This window comes from Pulveribacter suum (assembly GCF_003013695.1).
GTDB lineage: Bacteria > Pseudomonadota > Gammaproteobacteria > Burkholderiales > Burkholderiaceae_C > Melaminivora > Melaminivora suum.
In genome coordinates, this window is sequence record NZ_CP027792.1 from 1,121,480 (window position 1) to 1,141,428 (window position 19,949).

Annotated in this window: 21 protein-coding genes; 4 read left to right on the forward strand and 17 right to left on the reverse strand. The window is 67.0% G+C overall.

Going from position 1 to position 19,949, the window contains the following annotated elements; translation table 11 throughout:
* Positions 1 to 50 precede the first annotated feature (50 nt).
* Complete coding sequence (locus tag C7H73_RS15490) at positions 51 to 275, forward strand: hypothetical protein (protein WP_157948321.1); 225 nt, start codon at positions 51 to 53, stop codon at positions 273 to 275.
* Positions 276 to 283: 8 nt separating this feature from the next.
* Here C7H73_RS15490 and C7H73_RS05105 read toward each other — a convergent pair whose 3' ends face one another.
* The 10 genes from C7H73_RS05105 to C7H73_RS05150 form a co-directional block, all read right to left on the reverse strand.
* Positions 284 to 694 carry a terminase gene (locus C7H73_RS05105; protein WP_106845655.1) on the reverse strand — a complete coding sequence of 137 codons (411 nt, stop codon included), beginning with the start codon at positions 692 to 694 and terminating at the stop codon, positions 284 to 286.
* Positions 695 to 721: 27 nt separating this feature from the next.
* Positions 722 to 1,147 (reverse strand): HNH endonuclease signature motif containing protein, encoded by a 426-nt coding sequence (locus C7H73_RS05110; RefSeq protein ID WP_193483941.1) that lies wholly within the window; start codon positions 1,145 to 1,147, stop codon positions 722 to 724.
* Positions 1,144 to 2,346: a phage portal protein gene (locus tag C7H73_RS05115; protein WP_319424422.1), complete on the reverse strand. Its 1,203-nt coding sequence runs from the start codon at positions 2,344 to 2,346 to the stop codon at positions 1,144 to 1,146. Before C7H73_RS05115 ends, C7H73_RS05110 begins: the two co-directional genes overlap by 4 nt.
* Positions 2,343 to 2,930 carry an HK97 family phage prohead protease gene (locus tag C7H73_RS05120; RefSeq protein ID WP_106845657.1) on the reverse strand — a complete coding sequence of 196 codons (588 nt, stop codon included), beginning with the start codon at positions 2,928 to 2,930 and terminating at the stop codon, positions 2,343 to 2,345. The genes C7H73_RS05115 and C7H73_RS05120 overlap by 4 nt, the downstream gene beginning before the upstream one ends.
* A gap of 10 nt (positions 2,931 to 2,940) precedes the next feature.
* Positions 2,941 to 4,146, reverse strand: a complete 1,206-nt coding sequence (locus tag C7H73_RS05125; protein WP_106845658.1) for a phage major capsid protein — start codon at positions 4,144 to 4,146, stop codon at positions 2,941 to 2,943.
* 139 nt (positions 4,147 to 4,285) lie between these two features.
* Complete coding sequence (locus C7H73_RS05130) at positions 4,286 to 4,507, reverse strand: hypothetical protein (protein WP_106845659.1); 222 nt, start codon at positions 4,505 to 4,507, stop codon at positions 4,286 to 4,288.
* 89 nt (positions 4,508 to 4,596) lie between these two features.
* Positions 4,597 to 6,159: a YfjI family protein gene (locus tag C7H73_RS05135; RefSeq protein ID WP_106845660.1), complete on the reverse strand. Its 1,563-nt coding sequence runs from the start codon at positions 6,157 to 6,159 to the stop codon at positions 4,597 to 4,599.
* Positions 6,156 to 6,638, reverse strand: coding sequence for a CHC2 zinc finger domain-containing protein (locus C7H73_RS05140; RefSeq protein WP_106845661.1), 483 nt, complete (start codon positions 6,636 to 6,638; stop codon positions 6,156 to 6,158). The genes C7H73_RS05135 and C7H73_RS05140 overlap by 4 nt, the downstream gene beginning before the upstream one ends.
* Positions 6,639 to 6,650: 12 nt before the next feature.
* Positions 6,651 to 6,848: a helix-turn-helix transcriptional regulator gene (locus C7H73_RS05145; RefSeq protein ID WP_106845662.1), complete on the reverse strand. Its 198-nt coding sequence runs from the start codon at positions 6,846 to 6,848 to the stop codon at positions 6,651 to 6,653.
* Between the two features lie 490 nt (positions 6,849 to 7,338).
* A complete protein-coding gene (locus C7H73_RS05150) occupies positions 7,339 to 8,631 on the reverse strand; it encodes a tyrosine-type recombinase/integrase (protein ID WP_319424423.1) in 1,293 nt (430 codons plus the stop codon).
* Positions 8,632 to 9,055: 424 nt separating this feature from the next.
* Here C7H73_RS05150 and C7H73_RS05155 point away from each other — a divergent pair, with 424 nt between their 5' ends.
* Positions 9,056 to 9,499: a KGG domain-containing protein gene (locus C7H73_RS05155; RefSeq protein WP_106845664.1), complete on the forward strand. Its 444-nt coding sequence runs from the start codon at positions 9,056 to 9,058 to the stop codon at positions 9,497 to 9,499.
* A gap of 92 nt (positions 9,500 to 9,591) precedes the next feature.
* On the opposite strand, the gene C7H73_RS05160 is transcribed toward C7H73_RS05155, so the two are convergent.
* Positions 9,592 to 10,581 (reverse strand): SDR family oxidoreductase, encoded by a 990-nt coding sequence (locus C7H73_RS05160; protein WP_106845665.1) that lies wholly within the window; start codon positions 10,579 to 10,581, stop codon positions 9,592 to 9,594.
* A gap of 472 nt (positions 10,582 to 11,053) precedes the next feature.
* On the opposite strand from C7H73_RS05160, the gene C7H73_RS05165 reads away from it, so the two are divergent.
* Positions 11,054 to 11,617 (forward strand): hypothetical protein, encoded by a 564-nt coding sequence (locus tag C7H73_RS05165; protein WP_106845666.1) that lies wholly within the window; start codon positions 11,054 to 11,056, stop codon positions 11,615 to 11,617.
* Positions 11,618 to 11,647: 30 nt separating this feature from the next.
* Here C7H73_RS05165 and C7H73_RS05170 read toward each other — a convergent pair whose 3' ends face one another.
* Together C7H73_RS05170 and C7H73_RS15495 are read right to left on the reverse strand one after the other, a co-directional pair.
* Positions 11,648 to 12,103 carry a hypothetical protein gene (locus C7H73_RS05170; protein WP_106845667.1) on the reverse strand — a complete coding sequence of 152 codons (456 nt, stop codon included), beginning with the start codon at positions 12,101 to 12,103 and terminating at the stop codon, positions 11,648 to 11,650.
* Between the two features lie 50 nt (positions 12,104 to 12,153).
* The gene (locus C7H73_RS15495; protein WP_157948322.1) at positions 12,154 to 12,330 is read right to left on the reverse strand and encodes a hypothetical protein; all 177 of its coding nucleotides are present in this window, start codon (positions 12,328 to 12,330) and stop codon (positions 12,154 to 12,156) included.
* 339 nt (positions 12,331 to 12,669) lie between these two features.
* Between C7H73_RS15495 and C7H73_RS15675 the strand changes: the two genes are divergently transcribed.
* The gene (locus C7H73_RS15675; protein WP_193483942.1) at positions 12,670 to 13,611 is read left to right on the forward strand and encodes a hypothetical protein; all 942 of its coding nucleotides are present in this window, start codon (positions 12,670 to 12,672) and stop codon (positions 13,609 to 13,611) included.
* Positions 13,612 to 13,617: 6 nt separating this feature from the next.
* Here C7H73_RS15675 and C7H73_RS05180 read toward each other — a convergent pair whose 3' ends face one another.
* The 4 genes from C7H73_RS05180 to C7H73_RS05195 form a co-directional block, all read right to left on the reverse strand.
* On the reverse strand, positions 13,618 to 15,981 hold the full coding sequence (locus C7H73_RS05180; protein ID WP_227001421.1) for a CHASE2 domain-containing protein: 2,364 nt from the start codon (positions 15,979 to 15,981) through the stop codon (positions 13,618 to 13,620).
* A 164-nt stretch (positions 15,982 to 16,145) separates the two neighbouring features.
* The gene (locus C7H73_RS05185) at positions 16,146 to 17,828 is read right to left on the reverse strand and encodes a FecR family protein (protein WP_106845669.1); all 1,683 of its coding nucleotides are present in this window, start codon (positions 17,826 to 17,828) and stop codon (positions 16,146 to 16,148) included.
* Positions 17,815 to 18,543: a response regulator transcription factor gene (locus tag C7H73_RS05190; RefSeq protein WP_106845670.1), complete on the reverse strand. Its 729-nt coding sequence runs from the start codon at positions 18,541 to 18,543 to the stop codon at positions 17,815 to 17,817. The genes C7H73_RS05185 and C7H73_RS05190 overlap by 14 nt, the downstream gene beginning before the upstream one ends.
* A gap of 84 nt (positions 18,544 to 18,627) precedes the next feature.
* On the reverse strand, positions 18,628 to 19,935 hold the full coding sequence (locus C7H73_RS05195; protein ID WP_106845671.1) for a tryptophan--tRNA ligase: 1,308 nt from the start codon (positions 19,933 to 19,935) through the stop codon (positions 18,628 to 18,630).
* Positions 19,936 to 19,949: the final 14 nt, after the last annotated feature.

Genomic DNA, 19,949 nt, shown 5'->3' on the forward strand with positions numbered 1-19,949 from the left:
TCGGGAATTACCTTAAACTCTGTTTGTGCAACATAGTTTAAGGAACTGATATGGACGAACAGGATTTGCTCAGGCGTGCTTTTGCGGCTCACTTTCGCGCTGCCGGCTCTGGCATTGGTCAACCCTTGCAACCCTCGAAAGATTCCGACGTGCGCGTCGTTGATGGGAAAACTTACGTGGTGCTGCGCAACGTGGGCGGCATCCTGAAGGTCTATCGCGTGCGCAATGACGGGATGCTGAAGGGCCTGAAAAGGTGGCCTGCCGAACTGGAGTAGACAGCAGCTCATACCGCCCTCAGCCGGGGGATCAGCTCGTCGCCATCGTCCTGGCGTGCCTGGCGCTCTGCCGTTGACGCGCCCACCAGGTCAGCGGCGCGGCCTGCGGTGGCAGTCGTATGCACCGACAGGCTGCGGCTCAAGGCCAGGGCCAGGCGGGTCAGCTTTGCATGGTCATCGCTGCCCACGTCGGCCGTTTGCAACGCCAGTTGCACGCGGGCCATGTTGGCGGCGGTCACCAGGTCCGAATCTGTCCAGGTATCGCGCGCCCGGCTGGTCACGATGGCCTGCCAGAAGGGCCGGCACTCGCCCGGCAGGGTCACATAGGCGGGCGGCTCGATAGCGCCTTGTGCGGCGTTTTGGTGCGCCGTGGCGGCGTAGGCGGCGGTATTGGAGTTGGGGCGGCGGGCTTTGGTCATAGTTGCCTATTTTTTAAGCAGTACCGGTTAAAGCTCGGGGGACAGGGCGGTCTGCGGCGCAAACTCTCCCGCGATTTCTGGCTCGCGCGGCTGCAACAGTCGGCACACCTTCGCCCACGGGTGGCTCGGGTCCAGCGGCAGGCCGTCGCTGTCGTGGCCCATGGAAACCTGCTTGCCGTGGTCGCGTGCGGTCTTGATGGAGTGGCACGAGTGGCACAGGGGTTGCAGGTTGTCCTGCTCGTTGTTGCCGGGGTTGCCGTCCCGGTGGTCCACGTCGGTGGCCTCGGTCAGCAGGCCACGCGCATGGCAATGCCTGCACAGGGGTTCCTCGGCCAGCACAGACGCGCGCAGGCGCTGCCAGGCGGCGCCCTGTAGGGGTAGGGTGCGGCGGGGGTCGCTGTCGCGTCCGGTGGCCTTGGAGCGCTTCGGCAGCGTCAGGATCGGGCGCTTCATGCTGCGGCCTCCTTGCTCGGGTAGGGCAGCGGTGCGGGGGTGGCCGTGTCCTGGCGCGGCTGGTTGTCGATCCCCTCGATCACCGGCAGGTTCTCCAGCTTGCGGGCCTCGCTCGGGAGCATCCAGCCGGCTGTAATGCCGCTGCTGTAGAACGCTGCCCGGTTGGCGCTGTCGCCTCTCAGGATGCCCTCCACCACATGCTCACAGAAGTAGGTCCGGCGTCCGGCCTCGGTCAGCAGTTGCTTGTGGATCGCCTGCTCGATGGCCACCAGGTGGCGGCGCAGGCTCAGGGTCACGAACTGGCGCGCCAGCTCCACGCTGTTGGAGTAGTTGCCGTGCCTCAGGTCTCCCACCATCGTGGGGGGCACGCGGAACAATCTGCACACTTCCTCCACGCTGAACTGGCGCGCGGCAATCCACTGCGCATCCTCCAGGCTCATGGATATGGCTTGGTAGTCCACGCCTTCTTCAAGAACCGCAGTGCGCCCGGCGTTGGCGCTGCCGGCGTGCTGGCTGGCCCAGCTATCGCGGATGGCCACGCGCTGCTCGGGCTTGAGCTTGCCGGGGAACTTCAGGATGCCCAGCAGCTTGGCGCCGTTGTTGAACGTGTTGCGTCCGTGGTCCTGCTCGCTCAGGGCCAGCTCGATCACGCCGCGCGCTGCGGTGATGGGCGACACGCCCATGATCCCGTCGTCTGCCAGGCGGTGGCGCAGGTGCAGGACTTCATGGGCGAGTAGTCGCTGCAATGTCCCGGTGCCGTCGCTGTATTCGTACACCAGGCCGGCCGGGGTGCGGCGCACCTGCACGGTGTCCGGTGCGATGGGGTGCAGCTCCCGGACCTGGCCGTCCCAGCCGCGCACCACGCGGGCATAGCCGTTGCCCTTCAACAGAACGCAGGCCATCAGGTATTCCCGGCCTTCCAGGGCGGTCAGCTCGGGATTGAACTGGTCGTGAAGTACCCGGTACAGCGGATGGTCGGTGGCCCTTTCCCGGTCGCCATCCATGCGCCGATGCAATACCAGCGGCAGGCTGGCCACGGTCTCGGACACTGCTTGCACGCAGGCATACACAGCGCTCACGCCTTGCGCGGTGGCAGGCGTCACCACGGACGGGCCGGGCAGCTCGGGCCAGCCGTTCATGCCGGTGTTAGACCAGGTGCGGCGCTCCAGGCCGATGGCCGACAGGATGCGGCGCATCATCGGCACAGCTCCAGCCACAGGAAGTTCACGCCGGGGCGCTGGCGGTACTCGCCCGTCATGATCGGGTCGCGCAGGAACGCATCCATGCCCAGCGAATCGGCGGCCTCCTTCATGCTGCGCAGGGCCACGGTGGTGTCCGCGTAGGCCGGGTCACTGGTCAGCGTCACTTCCACCAGGTCCACGGCCAGCAGCTCACGAACGAGGGTTGAGCCTCGGTACTCCCAGCGGTCGCCGCCTTCCTTCACGCGGAACCCGAAGGAACACCCGGCCACGTCGCCACGGTCCACCAGGATCGCCAGGTCGCGCCCGTGGGTGGTGTCGGGCAGGGCCAGCTCGAAGGCCAGGCCCTTGGCGTCCTCGCGCAGTTTGAGCGTGCCGCCTCGGGTGGTGCCCAGCAAGGCAGAACCGTCGTGGTGGTACAGCGCCCGGACGTTGGCGCCGCTCTCCAGGGTGTCCCGGAACGCGCCCTGGCGGATCACCTCGGAGAACTGGCCTAGATTGGCCTCGCTGTTGAACACGGCGGCATGCCCGGACAGGGTGCGGCCATTGCTGGCCAGGCCGTGGGTGGAACGGACTTCCAGCATGGCCAGCTCCTTACAGGGCCACGTCGGATGCAACAACGAACGCCTCGGGCCGGCGCACGGCAACGTCGGCGGTCATCAGGGCGCGCACCATGACGCCGCCTCGCTTGTACGGGCCTTCGGCGTACGGGTTCACGAGGATCTGCACGCTGTCCCACACGCCCACAAACATCTCGGAGAAGTCGCCCAGCACGATCTGGCCCTTCACCGGGCTGGTGCCCTTGCCGGGGACTTGGTTCGTCACTGCGACGGGCAGGCCGGCCAGGGTGCCGCCTTCCAGCAGGTAGCCAGCGCCTGCCGTGGTGCTTTTGAGCGTGGTTGCCAGCTTCATGGCGGCGCCGGGCGAAGTCAGCCAGGCCGTGGGCGACACGTTCTTGATGCCCAGCTTCAGCAGCATGGCCTGCACGGCGTCCCAGGACAAGGTGGCCAGGTTGGCGGTTTGAATGCCTACGGTGTTGAGCAAACCAAGCGGCTCCTTCACGCCGTCGCCGTTGATCATGGCGGCGTCGAACGCCTCGGCAATGACGGCCGACATGTCATCACGGACAAGCTGCTCGATCTGCGGGCTGGCCTGCTGGATCAGTTGGCGCGACAGCTCGGTGAGCGCACCCACATGGCGCGGCTTCAACGTCAGTTGGTCGAACGTCATTCCCGATTCCGTGAGGGAGTCGCCCTCAGCAAGCCACTGCGCCGTGTGGCTGGTCTTTTGGCGGGGGATCACCACGTCGCCGCGAAGGCCGGTCAGCACGCGGGCGCCCAGGCGGCGCATCACCAAGCTGTTGCGCAGCGGGCCGACGAACAGGTCCGGGCGGAAGTCGTCGGCCACGATGTTGGCGGCGCTGGTGGTGGTCTGCGCGCGGGTCTCGAATGCCGACAGGGGCACGTAGATGCCCTTCGTGCCGGTGCGCTGCTCCACCTCGCGCGAGTACTCGGCTACGGCGCCAGTTGCGGCGCGGCCTTCCACCTGGCAGCGGATCGCCTCCACCAGACTGACCTGGCCGTGCAGCTCGCGCGTGCCCTTGTCCAGCGGGCCGGCGCTGCGGCGCTCGGCGTCCTCCAGGAATTGCGCGCGGGCTTCGTCGGCTTCTAGGCTGGTGATTTCGCCCTTCAGCTTGTCGAAGGCGGCCTGCTGCTCAGGGGTCAGCTTGTCGCTGGCCAGCAGGCTGCGGGCTTCGGTCACTTTGGCGGCGCGGCGCTCGCGGATTTCGTGCAGTTGCATATGGGTCACTTTCAGGAAAGGTGCCCTGCAAACGCCGGGCGGGTTGATTTCACAATGTGCAATTCTACTACCACAATATGAAATGACGAAGCAAGCCCAGGCGTAAAAAAACCCGCTCGGTGGCGGGTCGGTGGTGATGTCAGCGCTGCCGGTACTGCGCGCGGAAATACTCCAGCAGGTCGCGCCACTGGTGTTTCGCTGCGGCCAGGATGTCCTCGCGCATTTGCTGGCGTGCAGCCGGGCCGTCTTGCCAGTAGTCGCAGGCCAGCTCGGCTTCGGTCAGCAGCGCCTCCAGCAGCGCGGCTTCGTCGGCATCGTTGGCGGCGTGTTTTTCATGTTTGCGCTGGGAGCGCACCCCCATAACCCCCATAACCCCCCTTTCGGGGGTTTTGGGGGCCTGCTCCTGGCGCGTTTGTGAAAAATGCGCTTTCGCTTTGTCGGCCCATGAGATCACCGCGCGGCCCTCGCTTTCGGGTTGACGTAGTAGCGCATGGTCGGCCGGCCGCCCTCGGGCGGGGTGTCATCCAGGCCGACGATCCAGCCGGCTTCCTCCAAGATGGCCAGCGCCGCCTCCGCGTCGGCCGTGCTCTTGATGCCAGACCAGCCTTTTTTCCACACGTCGCGCGCGGTGAACCCCTGCGCCAGCTTGCCCTCGCTCAGGCGGCGCGACAGCATCTTGGCGGTGTTGATGCGGGCCGCCTCCACCAAGCCATAGACGCGGCGCGCGTGCCCCTCCAGGTACTCGCACCATGCGGCGGCGCGCAGCGCGCTTTCCACGGTCACGGCGCCGATGCGGCCTTCTGCCAAGTGCAGGATCAGCGCGATGGCGCAGAACAGCTTCTCGAACTTGGCCAAGTGCTGGCGCAACATGGGGTTGCCTTCGTTCGGGATGCGCTGGCGGTTCAGCTCGGTGTCCCACTCGATGAACAGCTCCTGCGCCGCGTCGTCGAACGTGTAGTGCGCCAGCTTCACGAAGTCGTCAGCGGGTGCTGCGCCATCCATCGCCGGATCAAAGCTGGCCAGACGGTCGAACAGGTCGCGCACCGCCTCACGCGCGCCCTTGACGGGATAGCGGTCGCGCCACTCCCACGCGGGTTGATCGGGGTACACCAGGACTTGAAACCGCTGGATGCGGCCATCGTTGTCCATGCCGTTGACGATGCTGCCCAGGTAGCGCTCCAACAGGTCAGGCTGGATGCCACCGAACACGGACAGGCACAGCGTCTTGATGAACTGGCTGCCGCGCCCAATGCGGTCGATGCTGAAACTGCCGGTGCCGTTCCAGCCCTCCAGATAGAACGCCTTGTCGCCCTCGCGCCCGTCCTTCTCCCAGCTCGCCAGCAGGCCCATCAGCTCGTCGCGGAACACCAGCAGGCCGTGCTGGTTGTGGCTCAGGATGTCACCCAGTTTTTCGACAGTGGCGTCGTTGGACTTGAACCGGCGCGGGCGCGGTTCTTCGGGCTTCTCCAGGCCGGCCAGGTCGTTTTGCGCGGCCAGCATCTTGTCCCGATCGGGCTTGCCGGATGCAGCCTTCTTCATCGTCGCCTTGATGGCAGCTTCATGGGCTTCAAAGGCGGCCAGCTCGGCTTCGTAGGTGTTGCGGCGCTCTTCCAAGTCCTCCATTTCCTTGGCCTCCAGCCGATCCATGAAGCGCATCACCGTGCCGATGGTCGGGGACTTCTTCGCGCTGGGGTCGCCCACTACGCCGCCGTAGAGATTGGGCGTCACGATCCAGTCATCCCGGCGCTTGGGCTTGATGGCGCACTTGGTGCCGATCACCGCACCCAGGGACACGATCAGCGTGGCGGCCACATAGTCAGGCGCGGCGCACATGCGGTCGGCTTCGTCCAGGACGAACTCGGCCAGCGCGCCGGGCAGCAGCGCGTGCGCGTCGAACGGCGGGGCGGGGGGAAGGTCGCTCACGATGGGCGCGGGGTCTGGCCAGCTCGCTTGCTTGTCCACCAGCGCATCCACGCGGGCATTCGCGCGGCTCATGTCGATTACGGCGTTCATGCGATCACCTCCGCAACCACGTTGATGCGCGCGGCTGCCGTCAGCAGTCGGTCCAAGTCCACCCGCGTCAGCAGCACGCCGTGCGCGACGTTGGCAGCGGCTACTGCCACCAGGTTGGCTTCGGCCGCCAGCACCGCCAGCGCATCGCGGGCAGGCAGCGGCGTGGGGCGCGTGGACGCGGTGCGTCCGTCATCCGTCCAGGCTCCCAGGGCCTTGGCGGCTTCGATGAAGTCCAGGCCATGCGTGGCCATGTGAAAGGCCAACACGTCGCCACCACGGGCGCCGCAGCCAGCCATGCACACGAACGAGCCGCTGGTGGTGTTGATGCGCAGGCTGTCGCTGCCGCCGTGGAAATCGCAGCGGCTGGTGCGCCACTTGCCGCGCCGCTCTTTGAAGTCCAAGCCCTGGCCCTCGTAGTAGGTCAGGGGATCAGGCAGGCGGGTACGGTCGAACCCGCCACGGTTGGCGTTGTTGCTCATGCCGTCCTCCCTTCAAGCGCTGGCGGCTTGAACGAGGCGGCGGATGTCGCTGGCCTTCCAGGCGACAGCACGCTCTCCGATGCGGACGGGCTGGGGGTACTTGCCGGCTTTGACGCCTTGGTACCAGCCACTACGGCTCACGGGAAAGCGCGCCAGCACTTGCGGCAGGCGCAGCAGGGTTTCGTCGGTTGCTGAGGATGTCGTACTCATATCGGTTCTCAACGGTTCAAAAGAAGAACGCGCCGGAGCCAGCAAACAGTTCGACCATGCTGGAAGTAAACCCAGTTACATGGTCTATACCGCTTGCGGTACGATGGGACGCTTGGCCTGAAATCTAAGCACCCGCATCGGTCTCCGATGCACTAGAACCCCCCTTGCCGTTGGCGCGGCTTGGCGGGGTTCGCCTTATTGGACGTTTTCACATCCAACAAGACATGCGGTTTGTACACCACCCGGTCTTGGGCAGAAGCGCTTCACTGTGAGAAGAAGGCGCCAACGATCGCCCTTTTTGCTCTGTGCAGGTCAGTACATGACGGCTTTGGACGGTCTTGGACAGCTTTCCTCCCTTTAGGCCAGGAGAAAAGGGATACAAAGTCTTACTTTGCTCTGCATGTTGTGGTCGTGGAAGTAGTACAGCTTGTAGTGGCCGCTTCGCGGGCGAACTCATAGAGACATCGTTGCAGTGCATGTTGGTGTCCTCTCACGCGCCAGCGCAAAACTGCGCCCACGCTTCCATCAGCTCGCGCCGCTTCTCCAGCGCATCGCCGCGCCGATAGGCGGCCTCCACTTTGCTTTCCAGCGTGTGCGCCAGCGCGGCCTCGATCAGCTCGCGCGGGTAGTGGCTGCGGTCGCCTGCCCAGTCCCGGAATGTCGAGCGGAAACCATGGGGCACCGCATCAACGTCCATGCGCCGCAGGACAGCGGCCAGGCTCATATCGGATAGCGGCTGGCCCTTGGTGCCGGGGAAGATCAGCTCGCACCCTTCCAGGCGCGGCGTTTTCTTCAGCAGCTTGATGGCGGCAGCAGACAGGGGAACTCGGTGTTCCTTGCCTGCCTTCATGCGATCAGCCGGCACAGTCCACAGCCCCGCCTTCAGGTCGATTTCGTCCCAGCTCGCGCCGCGCACCTCGCCTGAGCGGGCGGCGGTGTAGATCACGAACTCCAGCGCGCGGGCGGATATGCCGTGGCGCTTGTGCAGCGCCCGCATGAACGCCGGCATGGCGTCAATGGGCAGGGCGCGGTGATGAACGGTCTTTGCCACCTTCGTGGGCGCGGGCAGTAGCTTGTCCAGGTGGCCTTTCCAGCGCGCTGGGTTCTCGCCCTGGCGGTACTTGCGCACGGTGGCCCAGTCCAGCACGGTTTCGATCCTGCCGCGCAGGCGTGAAGCGGTCTCGGTCTTGTCGCGCCAGATGGGTTCCAGGCAGGCCAGGACGTGCGGCAGGTCGATTGCGGCCACAGGCATGGCGCCGATCAGTGGGAAGGCGTACTGCGCCAGGGTGTTCTCCCACTGCTGGCGATGCTTGAAGTTCTTCCACTCGCTGGCCTTGTCGCGCATGAAGGCGCGGGCGCACTGCTCAAACGACATGGCGGCCACTGCAATGGTGGCTTGGCGGGTTGCTGCTGGAGTAGCAGGTACTTCGCCACGGCGCAGGGAATCGTGAACGGCGCGGGCCTTGTCGCGTGCTTCGGCCAGGCCCACGGCGGGATAGCTGCCCAGGCCCATATCGCGCCGTGCTTCGCCCACCTTGATGCGCAGCACCCAGCCACGCGCCACGCCCTTGACGCGAAGGTGAAGGCCGGGCACGCCTCCTACTGCATGGCGGCCATCGGTGCGGATGGCGGCCACTGCGCGCTCGGAAAGTTGCTTGGCAATTTTGGGCATAAATCCGTACTCCGCCACGTGCCACTCGGCCCACAAAAGTCCCACAAAGGATGTGGGATGCGGTCGGCTGTCCTTGGATGATGTTGGACAGGTGGCGGTCGGATTATGCAATAGAAATCAAGACGTTACGGGACTTTTTCGCACGTCCTTGGAATCGAATTTAGCGGACACCCTCTCCGCCACGAATCACGCCCGGTAGCCTGCAACGGCTTCCGGGCGTTTTTTCTGGGCCTCCTGGTCGGGCTGTACGGCCGGCCTCGCTTGACCTCCACTCCTCGATTGATAGCTGCTGGCGCTTGACTGGCAAGGGCTGGAGGCTGATTTTCCTTGAAGCTTCTTTCGAGCAATCTTGTGTTTCGAAATCCTTGATGAGTCTGGCAATACACCGCGGCATCTTGTTACCCGCTAAGGGGCAACGCCTACCGTCGTGTCGGACGGGGATTACCGAAGGGCCAGGGGTCGCGGCGCAAATTCAAGGCCGCACGTTGGAATTCCCCAGCATGCTTCTTTGTTTGGAAACACATAGGAGATCGCAATGCCCAACAACAATCCCCAAGGCCACAACCAGTACTCGAACAGCAACAGCGGCCAGAGCAACCAGAGCCACAGCAACCAAGGCAACCAGCACCAGGGCGGCAACCAAGGCGGCCATGGCAACCAGTCCAGCAGCGGCGGCCAGTCCAACAACAGCAACCGGGGCTTTGCTTCCATGGACCCGGAGCGTCAACGCGAGATTGCAGCCGAGGGCGGCCGCGCCGCACACGCTTCGGGCAATGCCCACGAGTTCAACTCGCAGGAAGCGCGCGAGGCCGGTGCCAAGAGCCATGGCGGCCAGGGTTCGTCTTCGCAGGGCTCGGACAACAACCGCAGCTCTTCGGGCAATAGCCAATCCAATAATTCCAATTCCGGCAACACCCGCGGCGGCTCCAGCGAGCAGCACGCACGTGCCGGTGCACAGAGCCACAAGAACGACCGTTAAGCGGGTGTGCTTGTGAATCGGCCGAAGGCCCCTCAGGGGCCTTCGGCTTTTTTCATGGGTGAGCGCGCTGCCGGCAGGACCGGCGTGCCGCGTCAGGCGCCGTCGCCGGCATTGCCGGTAATGGGAAGGACGATGCCGGTGATGTAGCTGGAGCAGCTGGGCGCCGCCAGAAACACGTAGGCAGGCGCGATTTCCTCCGGCTGCGCAGGGCGGCCCATCTGGGTGTCGGCGCCGAATTTTTCGATGTCCTCGGGTGACTGATCGGCAGGGTTCAACGGGGTCCATACCGGGCCGGGTGCCACGGCGTTCACGCGGATGCCCCGCTCCACCACGTTCTGCGCCAGTGCCTTGGTAAAGGCATGAATGGCACCCTTGGTGGCCGAGTAGTCCAGCAGCTTCTTGCTGCCGCGCAGCCCGGTGACGGAGCCGGTATTGACAATCGCATCGCCCCGCTGCAGGTGCGGCAGGGCTGCCCGGGTCATGTGGAAATAACCGTAGATGTTGGTGCGAAAGGTCTCGTCGAAACGCTCTTCGCTCAGCTCCTCCAGCGACGCGGCGTGCTCCTGAAAGGCGGCGTTGTTCACCAGCACGTTGAGCTTGCCGAAGGCCTTGAGGGTGGCCTGCACGGCGCTCGCGCAGAACTTTGCGTCCTTCATATCGCCGGCAATGGCCAGGCTGCGGCCGCCCTCGGCTTCGATCAGCCGGCAGGTGTCCTGAGCGTCCTCATGCTCGTCAAGATAGGCGATTGCCACGTCTGCCCCTTCGCGGGCAAACAACACGGCAACGGCCCGGCCGATGCCCGAGTCGCCGCCCGTGATGAGCGCGGCCATGCCCTTGAGCTTGCCGCTACCTCCATAGTGCGGTGCCTCAAAGCGCGGCTGCAGTTCCATGTCGCGCTGTACGCCAGGCTTGTCCAGATGCTGGCGCGGCATGGGGGGCGCCGGCTCGCTGCGGCCGGGGCCGGGCGCGGGCTTGGCCTTCTTGCCTTTTTCTTCTTTCTTGGTCTGGGCAGTCTTGCTGTCTTGCTGCTGCTGCAGCTGGCGCTGCTTGTCCGCGGTATCGGCGCCGGAGGAAGATTTCATGCGAGGGCCTCGTTCAGTACAACAGGTGGGGTGGGGTGGAACAATGCGGGGCCAGGCGGCCTATCCCAGCGGCTTCCAGACAGGGGCCTCGGGCAGCGGAAAATGCAATGGCCGGCGCCGGCTGGGCTGCATGGCTTCCTGCTGGCGCATGCGCTTGAGCGCCCGGGGCTTCAACGGCTTGTCATTGCTGCGCTGATAGGCATTCAACATGGTCAAACTCCCGCTTAGGTGTAGCGGCATTCGACCAGCCGCGCCTGCCCGGCCATGTCGGACAGGCTCGATTGATGGCCGCGGCCTGCAAGAAGCTTGAAATCAGGTCAGATCGGCAGGAACTGGGTATTGACCCGTTTGAATCTGGTACCAGCTGCCATGCGGCAGGCCGTCTTTGCAAGGGAAACGTGTTGCTTCAGATGGTCAGGTGTTGCAGAAAGCATCAGGCTGGAAATTTCGTACAACCCAGGAGAAAAATAAAATGAGCCCCTTTGACAATCTGCGCAGCAAGGCCATTGCCTGGTGTCGTGATTTTGAACAATACAAGGAAGAATGCCGCGTTTTCGGCGAGCGCCTGCGCGTGGAATATATTGGTTATCTGGGTGCCAGATCTGCGGACGTGGAGTTCTACAAGATGGATGAGCGGCTGGAGCGTCTGGCCTCGGAGGGGACGACGCTTTCCCCGCGCCTGCAGGTGGGCGATGACGGCTATGTGTACTTCGGCCTCACGATTTTCATTCGCGAAGATTCCCATTGCCTGGAAGAGCATGCCCGCATCGGGGTGCAGCGCGCACAGGGGAAATGGCGCCTGCGCTGGAATCAACTGGAAAGCGGCAGCGTCAATGACAAGGTGCCGCAGGCATTTTTCGAGAAGGTCACGGCCGCGATGATGGAGAAATACTCCACCCCGTTTTACAAAATACGCGGGCAGCTCGGCTTTATCCCGACTTTCAGCAACGACCACCTGGTGCTGGTGCCCGCTGGCGAATCTCTCGCCGCCGTCGAGGAGCGGCCGCCCCACACGGGCACCAGCGGGGCGGCCTGAGCGCGTGCCTGGCGGTGGGTGAGCGCCTGCTCAGGCAGACGCCGCAGCGGCCTGTGGCAGGCCGCTTTGCAGCAGGGGCGCTTCGGTCGCCACGGCATTGCGGCTGCCGTCGCCGCCGATGCGGAAGTGGGCCGACGGGCAATTGATGAATTGAAGAATGGCGCTGAAGCAATCGGCTGGCAGGGTCAGCGTTCCCAGTGCCATGGATTCATACAGCTCAAAGCTGGGGGGCGGCAGGTCGGCACTCTTCGAAAACCCGATCCGCAGCGCCGTGCGCAGCGCGCCCGCACGCGATCCCAGCAATTCGATGAATCCCACGGCCTGGGGAACCGTGTAGCTGTCTTCGGTAAAGGTATGCAGCCCCGACAGGGCCACCGCGCGAATGCTCTTGACCTTGATGGTCACGTAATGGTCCCAGTCGTGGCTGAAATCCTGGGCTTTCATCACCGTTTTCGCCCAGGGACGCGTGGAGTTGGGGGAAGTCATTCTTGGTTCCGTCATGGATGGGTCATCCCGAGAAAAAAGTGTGGAAGAAGTCACGGCTGGAGGCTGTCGGGTCCTGGAGCCGGGTTTTCCGGATAGGACTGGGGAAAGGAGGGTTTGATTTCCCCAGGTTGTTCTGGAACGCTGGCGGGCACGGGCTGCTGGGTTTTTTCGCCATCTTTTTCAAATGGCATGGCAGGTTGTGACGGCAGGGATGAAGGGTGGTTCATGGGAAATGGGTGTCATAAAAAATATTGATACAGCTATTTCAATAAATAGACTATTGAAATAAATGGAAGCGCTTTGACTTGTCAGTTCTATTATGAGTAGAGCCCGCAGGGCGGTAATCAAGCCAATGCCTGCTGTGGTGTAGGAAAAGTCCTCCAGCCGGCCCAACGCTGTCAATACGGGCCGAGGCAATAATTCAGTGCATTACTGGCAACGTGCTGACGCGCATGTAAGTCAACTCCTACCCAGGGCGTGCAGTGCGGCTTTGAATATGAATGGCCGCGAGGGGAATCCGCCCCCGCATCGGTGATTTTTCAAAGCAGCTTTTTTTGGAGATTGCAATGGCTCAACGCGATTACGCTGACGACAACCAGGCACGCCAGGGGCGTGGCTATGACGAGGAGCGCTACGGCTACCGCAACGAGGGCTTCGGACGGAACCAGGGCGGCGAAATGCGCTCGCAGGGCTATTCCGACCGTGATCCGTCCCAGCACCATGGCGGCCAAGGCTATGGCGGCCAAGGCTATGGCGGCCAGGATCGCCAGGGCCAGCACGGTGGTGGCTATGGCAGCAGCCAATACGGCGGCTATGGCGGCGGACAGTACAGCGGCAGCCAGTACGGTGGTTTTGGCGGCGGCCAGCACAACGACTACCGCGGCGACACCCAATATGGCGGCCAGGGCGGCCAGGGCGGCTATGGCGGCTATGGCGGGCAGGGCGGATACGGCAGCCAGAGCCACCAGGGTGGCTATGGCGGCAGCGCCAGCGGCCAAGGGAGTTATGGGGGCCAGGGTGGCTACGGCGGCCAGGGCAGCTACGGTGGACAGAGCGGCTACGGCGACCAGGGCGGCCAGTACGGCGGCAGCTACGGCAGCGGCCAGCGGGGCGGCAGCTATGGCCCCGGTGGCCAGGGCGGCTACGGCCGCAGCCCTTCCGAGCAGTCGGGTGACTCCTACGGGGATTCCAGCCGCTTTTCGCAAGGCGGTGGCCAGCAGCGCTCACGCCACCATGACGACCCGGACTACCACCAGTGGCGCAGCGAGCAGCTGCGCAATCTGGACAACGACTATGAGAGCTGGCGCGGCGAGCGCTACAAGAAGTTCTCGGAGGACTTCAACAATTGGCGCAGCTCGCGCAGCCAGAGCGACAACAACACCACCGGGCATGGCGGCAGCAGCGCCCATGGCAGTGGCAGCGACAAGGGTGGCTCGGGCAGCAGTTCGACCAGCGGCAGCGGCAGCAACACTGCCAGCGGCAGCGGCAGCACCACCAAGTCCCGCTGACCAGGACTAGAGGTCTGCAGGCGGCGCCCGGCCCATGGCCGGCGCCGCCTTTTTTGTTGCCCCTGCCTGCGGCAGCCACAGCTCGAACTGCGCGCCTTCGCCGAAGCTGCTTTGCACCCGCACCTGCCCGCCATGGCGCAGCACCACGGCGCGCACGAAAGCCAGGCCCAGCCCCACGCCGCCGGCTTGCGCACCGCCCGCTTCGGGCTGGTTGGGCAGGCGCCTGAAGGGCTCGAAAATGCGTTCTTGCTGCTGCGGGTCAACGCCCGGGCCTTGGTCGCGGATGGCGATGCACCAAAAGCCTGCCTCCGCCTGCAGCGTGCAATGAACGGCGGCCCCGCGGGGACTGAACTTCAAGGCGTTGCCCAGCACGTTGGCCACGGCGCGCTGCACCCGGCCCGGGTCGCCCGTGAAGGGCGCGGCTTCTTCGCTGGATTGCAGCTCCAGCCGCACTTGGCGCGCGGCGGCCGCGGCCCAGGCATCCTCCAAGGCCTGATGCAGTGTGTGCAGCAGATCGAAAGGCTCGTGCCGGTAGCTCTCGGCCTGGGCCGCGGCCAGGCGCACAAAGTCCTGCGCCAGGGCGAGCGAGGCCTGGGCCTGGCGTTCGATGCGGGCCAGCAGCTGCTCCTGCGGCATCCGTTTGGGAAAGGCGCGGTGCATCTCCAGCAGCGTGATGATGGAAGCCACCGGCGCCCGGACGTCGTGCGAGATGAAGTGCAAGGCCTGGTCGCGCTGGTGCTGCGCGCGCCGCATGTCCGACAAATCGACCAACGTGACGAGCCAGATGGCGCTGCCGTCCAGAAGATAGGGCTGGCGCAGCAGCAATACGTCTCGGCCCTGTCCGTCCCGTCCCTCGGCCGGGGCCGCGGCGCTGCCCTCGGCCCAGGTACGCTGCGCAGGCAGCGCCAGTCCGTCGTCCGCACCGACCAGGTCGCCGAGCAGCCGGTCCATCTCCATGCCGGTCAGCGGTGGCGTGAAGCGACCCTGAAAGTGCTGCTGCGCCGCTACGTTGGCCAGCAGCACGCGGCCACCAGCGTCGCACACCAGTGTGGGCGAGGGCAGGTGCTGCAGGCTGGCGCTGACGAAGTGGTGCAGCCGGCGCAGGCGCGACGAGGCCTCCTCCACCGTGGCGATGCGCCGCTCTAGCGCGTCGCTGTACAGTGAGGCACGTGCTGGCAGGGGTGCGGGCAGCGGCACCTCTTCCTGCAGCGACTGCATCTGCAGCTGCAAAAAGCGCGCGGCGGCGTTCAGCCGCCGCCAGCTCCACAGCGGATAGGCCAGAGCGATGCCGGCCAGCGCCGGCGTGCCGGCCAGCTGCCAACCTGCCAGGGCCGGCACCAGCGCCATGGCCGCCAGCACGCCCAGCGCCAGCAGGGCGCAAGCCACCAGCCCGGCCAGCGGGCCCAGCACGGCCATGCCCAGCAGGGCGGCGGCCACGGGCGCCAGGTTGAACAGCAAACTGGCGCTGCTGCCGGCCGGCCACACCCAGGCGCCCGCCAGCTCCGCGTGCAACGCGTGGGCCATCCACTCCACGCCGGGAATGCGCTCGCTGTGCAGGCCGGCCGGGGCAGCGAACAGGTCGCCCAGTCCCACGGCCGTGGCGCCCACCAGCACCCACTTGCCCTGCAGGGCCTGCGGCGGCAGCCGGCCCTTGAGCACATCCACATAGGAATAGCGTACGAACGCCGGCGCCCCGCCAGTAAAGGTGACGGTGCGCGGCTGCAGGCTCTCCCAGGGGCCCTGCGCCGGGGCGGCATTGCCGCGGCAGGCCGGCCGCAGCTGGCCTGCGGCGCACAGCAGCGCCGTGCCGATGTGCGGCCAGGGGGCCTGGGCCGGGCCTTCCAGGGCGAACAGGCGGCGCGCCACGCCGTCTTCGTCCACGGCCACCTGCACGTGGCCCAGCTGGGCGGCGGCGGCGCGCAGCTGGGGCAGGGGAGCGTCCACGCTGCTGGACGCCTGGCTGCCGCGCCGGGCCACGGGCAGCACCGTGCGGGCGGACTGGCGCAGGGCCTGGGCCAGCAGCAGGTCGTCGCCGGGGTAGTCGGCATCGGGCTCGCCAAAGAGCACGTCCAGCGCCACGGCGCGCGGCTGCTGCGCACTGATCTGCGCCAGCGCCTGGGCATGCAGGGCGCGGCGCCAGGGCCAGCGGCCGATGGCCTCGATGCTCTTGTCATCGATGGCGATGAGAACGATGTCGCTGCTGGCCGGCAGGGCGCGGGCGCGCATGGCCAGGTCGTTGACCAGATGGTCCAGCCGGCGCAACGCGCCGCCGCTGCTCCACCAGCCGACCAGGGCCAGCAGGACGAGCGACAGCGCCAGCCATTCGCGCCGCAGAGCGTGGCGGCGACTGCCGCGCGGGTGTGCCGCCACAGTCTCGGGCGGCCTGCGTCGTTGCGGATCCTCGCGATCGTGCGCACTCTCGCTGCGGCTTGTGCCTCGCAGCCCATCGCGGTCCGCCTCCTGCGCCTCTTCAGGCGGCGCTCGCAGGCACGCTCTGAGGCCGGCACGCCGGCTGCCCATGGCGGCGGGGCCCGTCAGGGCGCCGACAGCGGGCGGCCGTCGGCGGAGTGGACGGGCAGGCCGCCGCCGCTTTGCACGGCCGGCGGCAGCACGATCTGCCGCGGGGTCGAGAACGCGCTCTCCAGCCCCGATGCATCGCGTGTGCGGATGCGCACCAGGTAGCTGCCGGCTGCGAGCGCCGGCGCCGTCCAGGCGGGCTCGGCCAGCTCTTCGTCCACCAGCGGCTGATCAAAGCCGCGCGCATCACTTGCCACCTGCAGCCGAAAGCGCTGGCCCGGCGTGCCCGGCCAGCTCAGGCGCACGCTGGGCCCGCTGTCGCGGGCGGTGATGTGTTGGGCGCCCACGGCGGCGGGCAGCTCGGCCACGGCAAAGGGCTGGGCCGGGCTGAACGGGCCCTGGTCCGGCGCGCCGCTGGCCAGCGCGCGCACGCTGGCGGCGCGCCACCGGTAGCTGCCGGCTGGTAGGGCAGGCAGAGGCAGCGCGCACTCGCCGGCGCGCGTTTCGTCCAGCAGGGGGGCGGCAAAGCCGGCGCCCCCCGCCACCTGGATGCGGTAGCGCGTGGCGCCCTGCACGGCCGTACAGCGCAGCGTGCCCTGGGCGCGTGCCAGCGTGGCGCCGTCCAGCGGCGCCTGGGCCAGCGGGGCGACCGGGTGGGCCTTCACGCGGATGGTGTGCTGCGCCTGCTGACCGGGCAGGCCGGCGGCGTCGATCGCGCGCACCGTCAGGTAGTACTCGCCATCTGCGACCGCGGGCAGGCGCACCTGCGGGCCGGCCGCAGTGGCGCTGCGCACGACGGCGGCGGACTGCGCGTCGCGCGCCACCTGCACCTGGTAGGCCACGGCGCCCGGTACCGGCGGCAAGGCCAGGGTCAGAAAGTCGGCATCCTCCAGCGTGGCGGGCAGCTCCGCCAGGTCGGGCGCGGGCAGCAGCGGCGTGGGCGCGCCCACGGCGCCGGCGGCGCTCACCACCAGGCCGTGGCCCTGCTCGAGCCGCCGGGCGCCGGCGCCCGCGCGGTGGGCCGCCACATCCAGCGAGCCTTCGGTCACGGCGGCCAGGGTACGCCCGTCGGGCGCCAGCGCGACCACGAAGCGCGTGCCGCGCACGGCGGTGCTGGCCGTCGGAGTGCGAATCTCGAAGCGGCGCTGGCCCTGCGGCGGCTGCGGGGGCACGCTGGGCTCGACGCTGCCGCGCTCCAGCTGCAGCACCGACTGCGCATCGCCCGCGCGGCCGCGGCGGCGCAGCTGCTCGATCTGCACCTGCGAATCGGCCTGCACGCGCACCAGCGTGCCGTCGGCCAGCCGCACGGTGATGAAGGAATCGGCGCCGGCTTGCACGCGCGCGCCTTCGGCCAGGGCCTGGCCGGGCTGGGGCGCCCGGGGCGGGCCGCCGGGCAGTTGCACGTGGGCGTCGCCATGCACGAAGGCCACTTCGGCGCTGCCCGGGGGCAGCAGGTGCAGGGGGATGCGCAGCACCGAGCCGGGCTGCAGCCGGCGCGGGTCGGCCACGCGGTTTTCCTGCTGCAGGCCGGGCCACAGCCGGCCGTCGCCCAGGTAGTGGGCGGCCAGGGCCTGCAGCGTGTCGCCCGCCTGCACGGCGTGCTCGATGGCGCCGCCCGGCTGGGCGGCGGCCGGAGCAGCCACGGCCAGCAGCAGCGCCCAGGGCAGAAGGCGGCGCAGCGCCGGCCTAAATGTCGTCATGGGCAGGAATAGCCTCGTATTCGTCCAGAGGCTTGACGGCCTCGAAGCGGTAGCCCACTCCGTACACTGAGGTGATGGCGTAGCCACTGGCCGGGCGCAGGTCCAGCAGCGTGCGCAGGCGCGAGATGTGGGTGTCTAGTGAGCGCGAGATGACCTGGGCGCTGTGGCCCCAGATGGCCTCGCGCAAATGGTCGCGCGACAGCAGCCGGCCCAGGTTCTGAAACAGGTACAGCGCCAGCTCGTATTCGCGCGCCTTCAGCGCCATGGGCCGGCCGTCCATCAACAGCTGCTGCGTCTCGGGCAGGAAGCGGTAGCGGCCGAAATCCAGCGGCCCGCCCGCAGGCGCCGGCGGGTAGGCGCGGCGCAGCAGCGCGCCGACGCGCGCGCCCAGCTCGGCCACGCGCACGGGCTTGCCCATGAAATCGTCCGCGCCGCTGGCCAGGCCTTCGACGATGTCGGCCTCTTCCTGGCGGTTGGTGATGAAGAGGATGGGCAGCTGCAGGCCGAGCGGGTCGCGCACTTGGCGCACGATGTCCGGTCCGCTGGTGTCGGGCAGCTGCCAGTCCACGATCAGCAGGTCATAGGTCTCGCGGCGCAGCGACTTGAGCAGGGCCGCCCCGGTGGTGAAGGGGTGGCAGACATGGCCCATGGCGCCCAGCGCGTGGGTGAACAGCTCCAGCTGTAGCGTGTCGTCGTCCACTGCTGCGATGCGCATGCCTGTGCTCCCTTTCGTCTTTTCAGTGTTTTTTGCCTCTAGCCCTTGCCAGTCAAGCGCAAGTGGCTACTGTTTTGATAGTAATCAAGCGTCTCGGGCCGCGGCCAGGGCCTGCAGCGCGGCAGCCGCCTCGCCGTCTTGCACGCCCTCCACCGGGGCCAGCTGGCCCGCCAGCTGCGCCAGTGCGTCGGGCTCGGCCTGCAGCCGGGCAATGGCCTGGCCGGCCTCGCGCGGGGCTTCGAAGCCGGTGCTTTGCAGCAGCACGCGGCCGTCGGCGGCCACCAGCTTGAAGTAAAAGCGCCCGTCCTTCTCGCGGTATTGCTTGAAGGTGGGCAGGGCCGCGGCGGTGGGCCGCGCCGTGGGCAGGGGGGTGGCGACGGCCGCGCTCAAGGGGCGCAGGCCCACGGCGGCGCGCAGGCGCTGCAACAAGGGCCGGGCCTGGGCGCGGGCGCGCTCGGCACCGCGTTGCAGCACCGCCTCCACCTTCTCGGGGTGGGCCATCAGGTCGTCGTAGCGCGCGCGCATGGGCGCGATCTCGCGGTCGATGCGCTCGAACAGCTGCTGCTTGGCGTCGCCCCAGGCGATGCCGCCCTCGAAGGCGCGGCGCATGGCGGCGGTCTCTTCGGGCGTGGCGAAGGCCTGGTAGAGCTGGAACAGGGCCGAGCCCTGCACCTCCTTGGGTTCGCCCGGCGCGCGCGAGTCGGTGACGATGGACATCACCAGCTTTTTGAGCTGCTCGCGCGGGGCGAACAGCGGAATGGTGTTGTCATAGCTCTTGCTCATCTTGCGCCCGTCCAGGCCGGCGAGCGTGGCAACGCTGTCTTCGATGGCGGCCTCGGGCAGCGTGAAGTGGCAGCCATACAGGTGGTTGAAGCTGGCGGCCATGTCGCGCGCCATCTCGATGTGCTGCACCTGGTCGCGGCCCACGGGCACTTGGTGGGCGTTGAACATCAGGATGTCGGCGGCCATCAGCACCGGGTACATGAACAGGCCGGCGCTCACCCCTTCGTCGCCATCGCGTCCGCCCTCCTGGTTTTTGTCCTGCGCGGCCTTGTAGGCGTGGGCGCGGTTGAGCAGGCCCTTGCCGGTCACGCAGGTCAGCAGCCAGTGCAGCTCGGGGATCTCGGGCACGTCGGACTGGCGGTAGAAGGTGACGTGCTCCGGGTCCAGCCCGGCGGCCAGCCAGCTGGCGGCAATCGCCAGCGTGGAGCGGTTCACGCGCTCGGGCTCCTGGCACTTGATGAGGGCGTGGTAATCGGCCAGGAAGTAGTAGCTCTGCACCCCGGCGTTGCGGCTGGCGGCCACGGACGGGCGGATGGAGCCGACGAAGTTGCCCAGGTGGGGGGTGCCCGAGGGGGTGATGCCGGTGAGAAATCGCGTGGGTTCTTGCATGGGTCAGGGAAGGG

Excerpts from the sequence above, each read along its gene's own strand:
- C7H73_RS15490 (WP_157948321.1), top strand. The coding sequence starts at position 51 with ATGGACGAACAGGATTTGCTCAGGCGTGCTTTTGCGGCTCACTTTCGC.
- C7H73_RS05105 (WP_106845655.1), bottom strand. The coding sequence starts at position 694 with ATGACCAAAGCCCGCCGCCCCAACTCCAATACCGCCGCCTACGCCGCC.
- C7H73_RS05110 (WP_193483941.1), bottom strand. The coding sequence starts at position 1,147 with ATGAAGCGCCCGATCCTGACGCTGCCGAAGCGCTCCAAGGCCACCGGA.
- C7H73_RS05115 (WP_319424422.1), bottom strand. The coding sequence starts at position 2,346 with ATGATGCGCCGCATCCTGTCGGCCATCGGCCTGGAGCGCCGCACCTGG.
- C7H73_RS05120 (WP_106845657.1), bottom strand. The coding sequence starts at position 2,930 with ATGCTGGAAGTCCGTTCCACCCACGGCCTGGCCAGCAATGGCCGCACC.
- C7H73_RS05125 (WP_106845658.1), bottom strand. The coding sequence starts at position 4,146 with ATGCAACTGCACGAAATCCGCGAGCGCCGCGCCGCCAAAGTGACCGAA.
- C7H73_RS05130 (WP_106845659.1), bottom strand. The coding sequence starts at position 4,507 with ATGGGGGTGCGCTCCCAGCGCAAACATGAAAAACACGCCGCCAACGAT.
- C7H73_RS05135 (WP_106845660.1), bottom strand. The coding sequence starts at position 6,159 with ATGAACGCCGTAATCGACATGAGCCGCGCGAATGCCCGCGTGGATGCG.
- C7H73_RS05140 (WP_106845661.1), bottom strand. The coding sequence starts at position 6,638 with ATGAGCAACAACGCCAACCGTGGCGGGTTCGACCGTACCCGCCTGCCT.
- C7H73_RS05145 (WP_106845662.1), bottom strand. The coding sequence starts at position 6,848 with ATGAGTACGACATCCTCAGCAACCGACGAAACCCTGCTGCGCCTGCCG.
- C7H73_RS05155 (WP_106845664.1), top strand. The coding sequence starts at position 9,056 with ATGCCCAACAACAATCCCCAAGGCCACAACCAGTACTCGAACAGCAAC.
- C7H73_RS05160 (WP_106845665.1), bottom strand. The coding sequence starts at position 10,581 with ATGAAATCTTCCTCCGGCGCCGATACCGCGGACAAGCAGCGCCAGCTG.
- C7H73_RS05165 (WP_106845666.1), top strand. The coding sequence starts at position 11,054 with ATGAGCCCCTTTGACAATCTGCGCAGCAAGGCCATTGCCTGGTGTCGT.
- C7H73_RS05170 (WP_106845667.1), bottom strand. The coding sequence starts at position 12,103 with ATGACTTCCCCCAACTCCACGCGTCCCTGGGCGAAAACGGTGATGAAA.
- C7H73_RS15495 (WP_157948322.1), bottom strand. The coding sequence starts at position 12,330 with ATGAACCACCCTTCATCCCTGCCGTCACAACCTGCCATGCCATTTGAA.
- C7H73_RS15675 (WP_193483942.1), top strand. The coding sequence starts at position 12,670 with ATGGCTCAACGCGATTACGCTGACGACAACCAGGCACGCCAGGGGCGT.
- C7H73_RS05185 (WP_106845669.1), bottom strand. The coding sequence starts at position 17,828 with ATGACGACATTTAGGCCGGCGCTGCGCCGCCTTCTGCCCTGGGCGCTG.
- C7H73_RS05190 (WP_106845670.1), bottom strand. The coding sequence starts at position 18,543 with ATGCGCATCGCAGCAGTGGACGACGACACGCTACAGCTGGAGCTGTTC.
- C7H73_RS05195 (WP_106845671.1), bottom strand. The coding sequence starts at position 19,935 with ATGCAAGAACCCACGCGATTTCTCACCGGCATCACCCCCTCGGGCACC.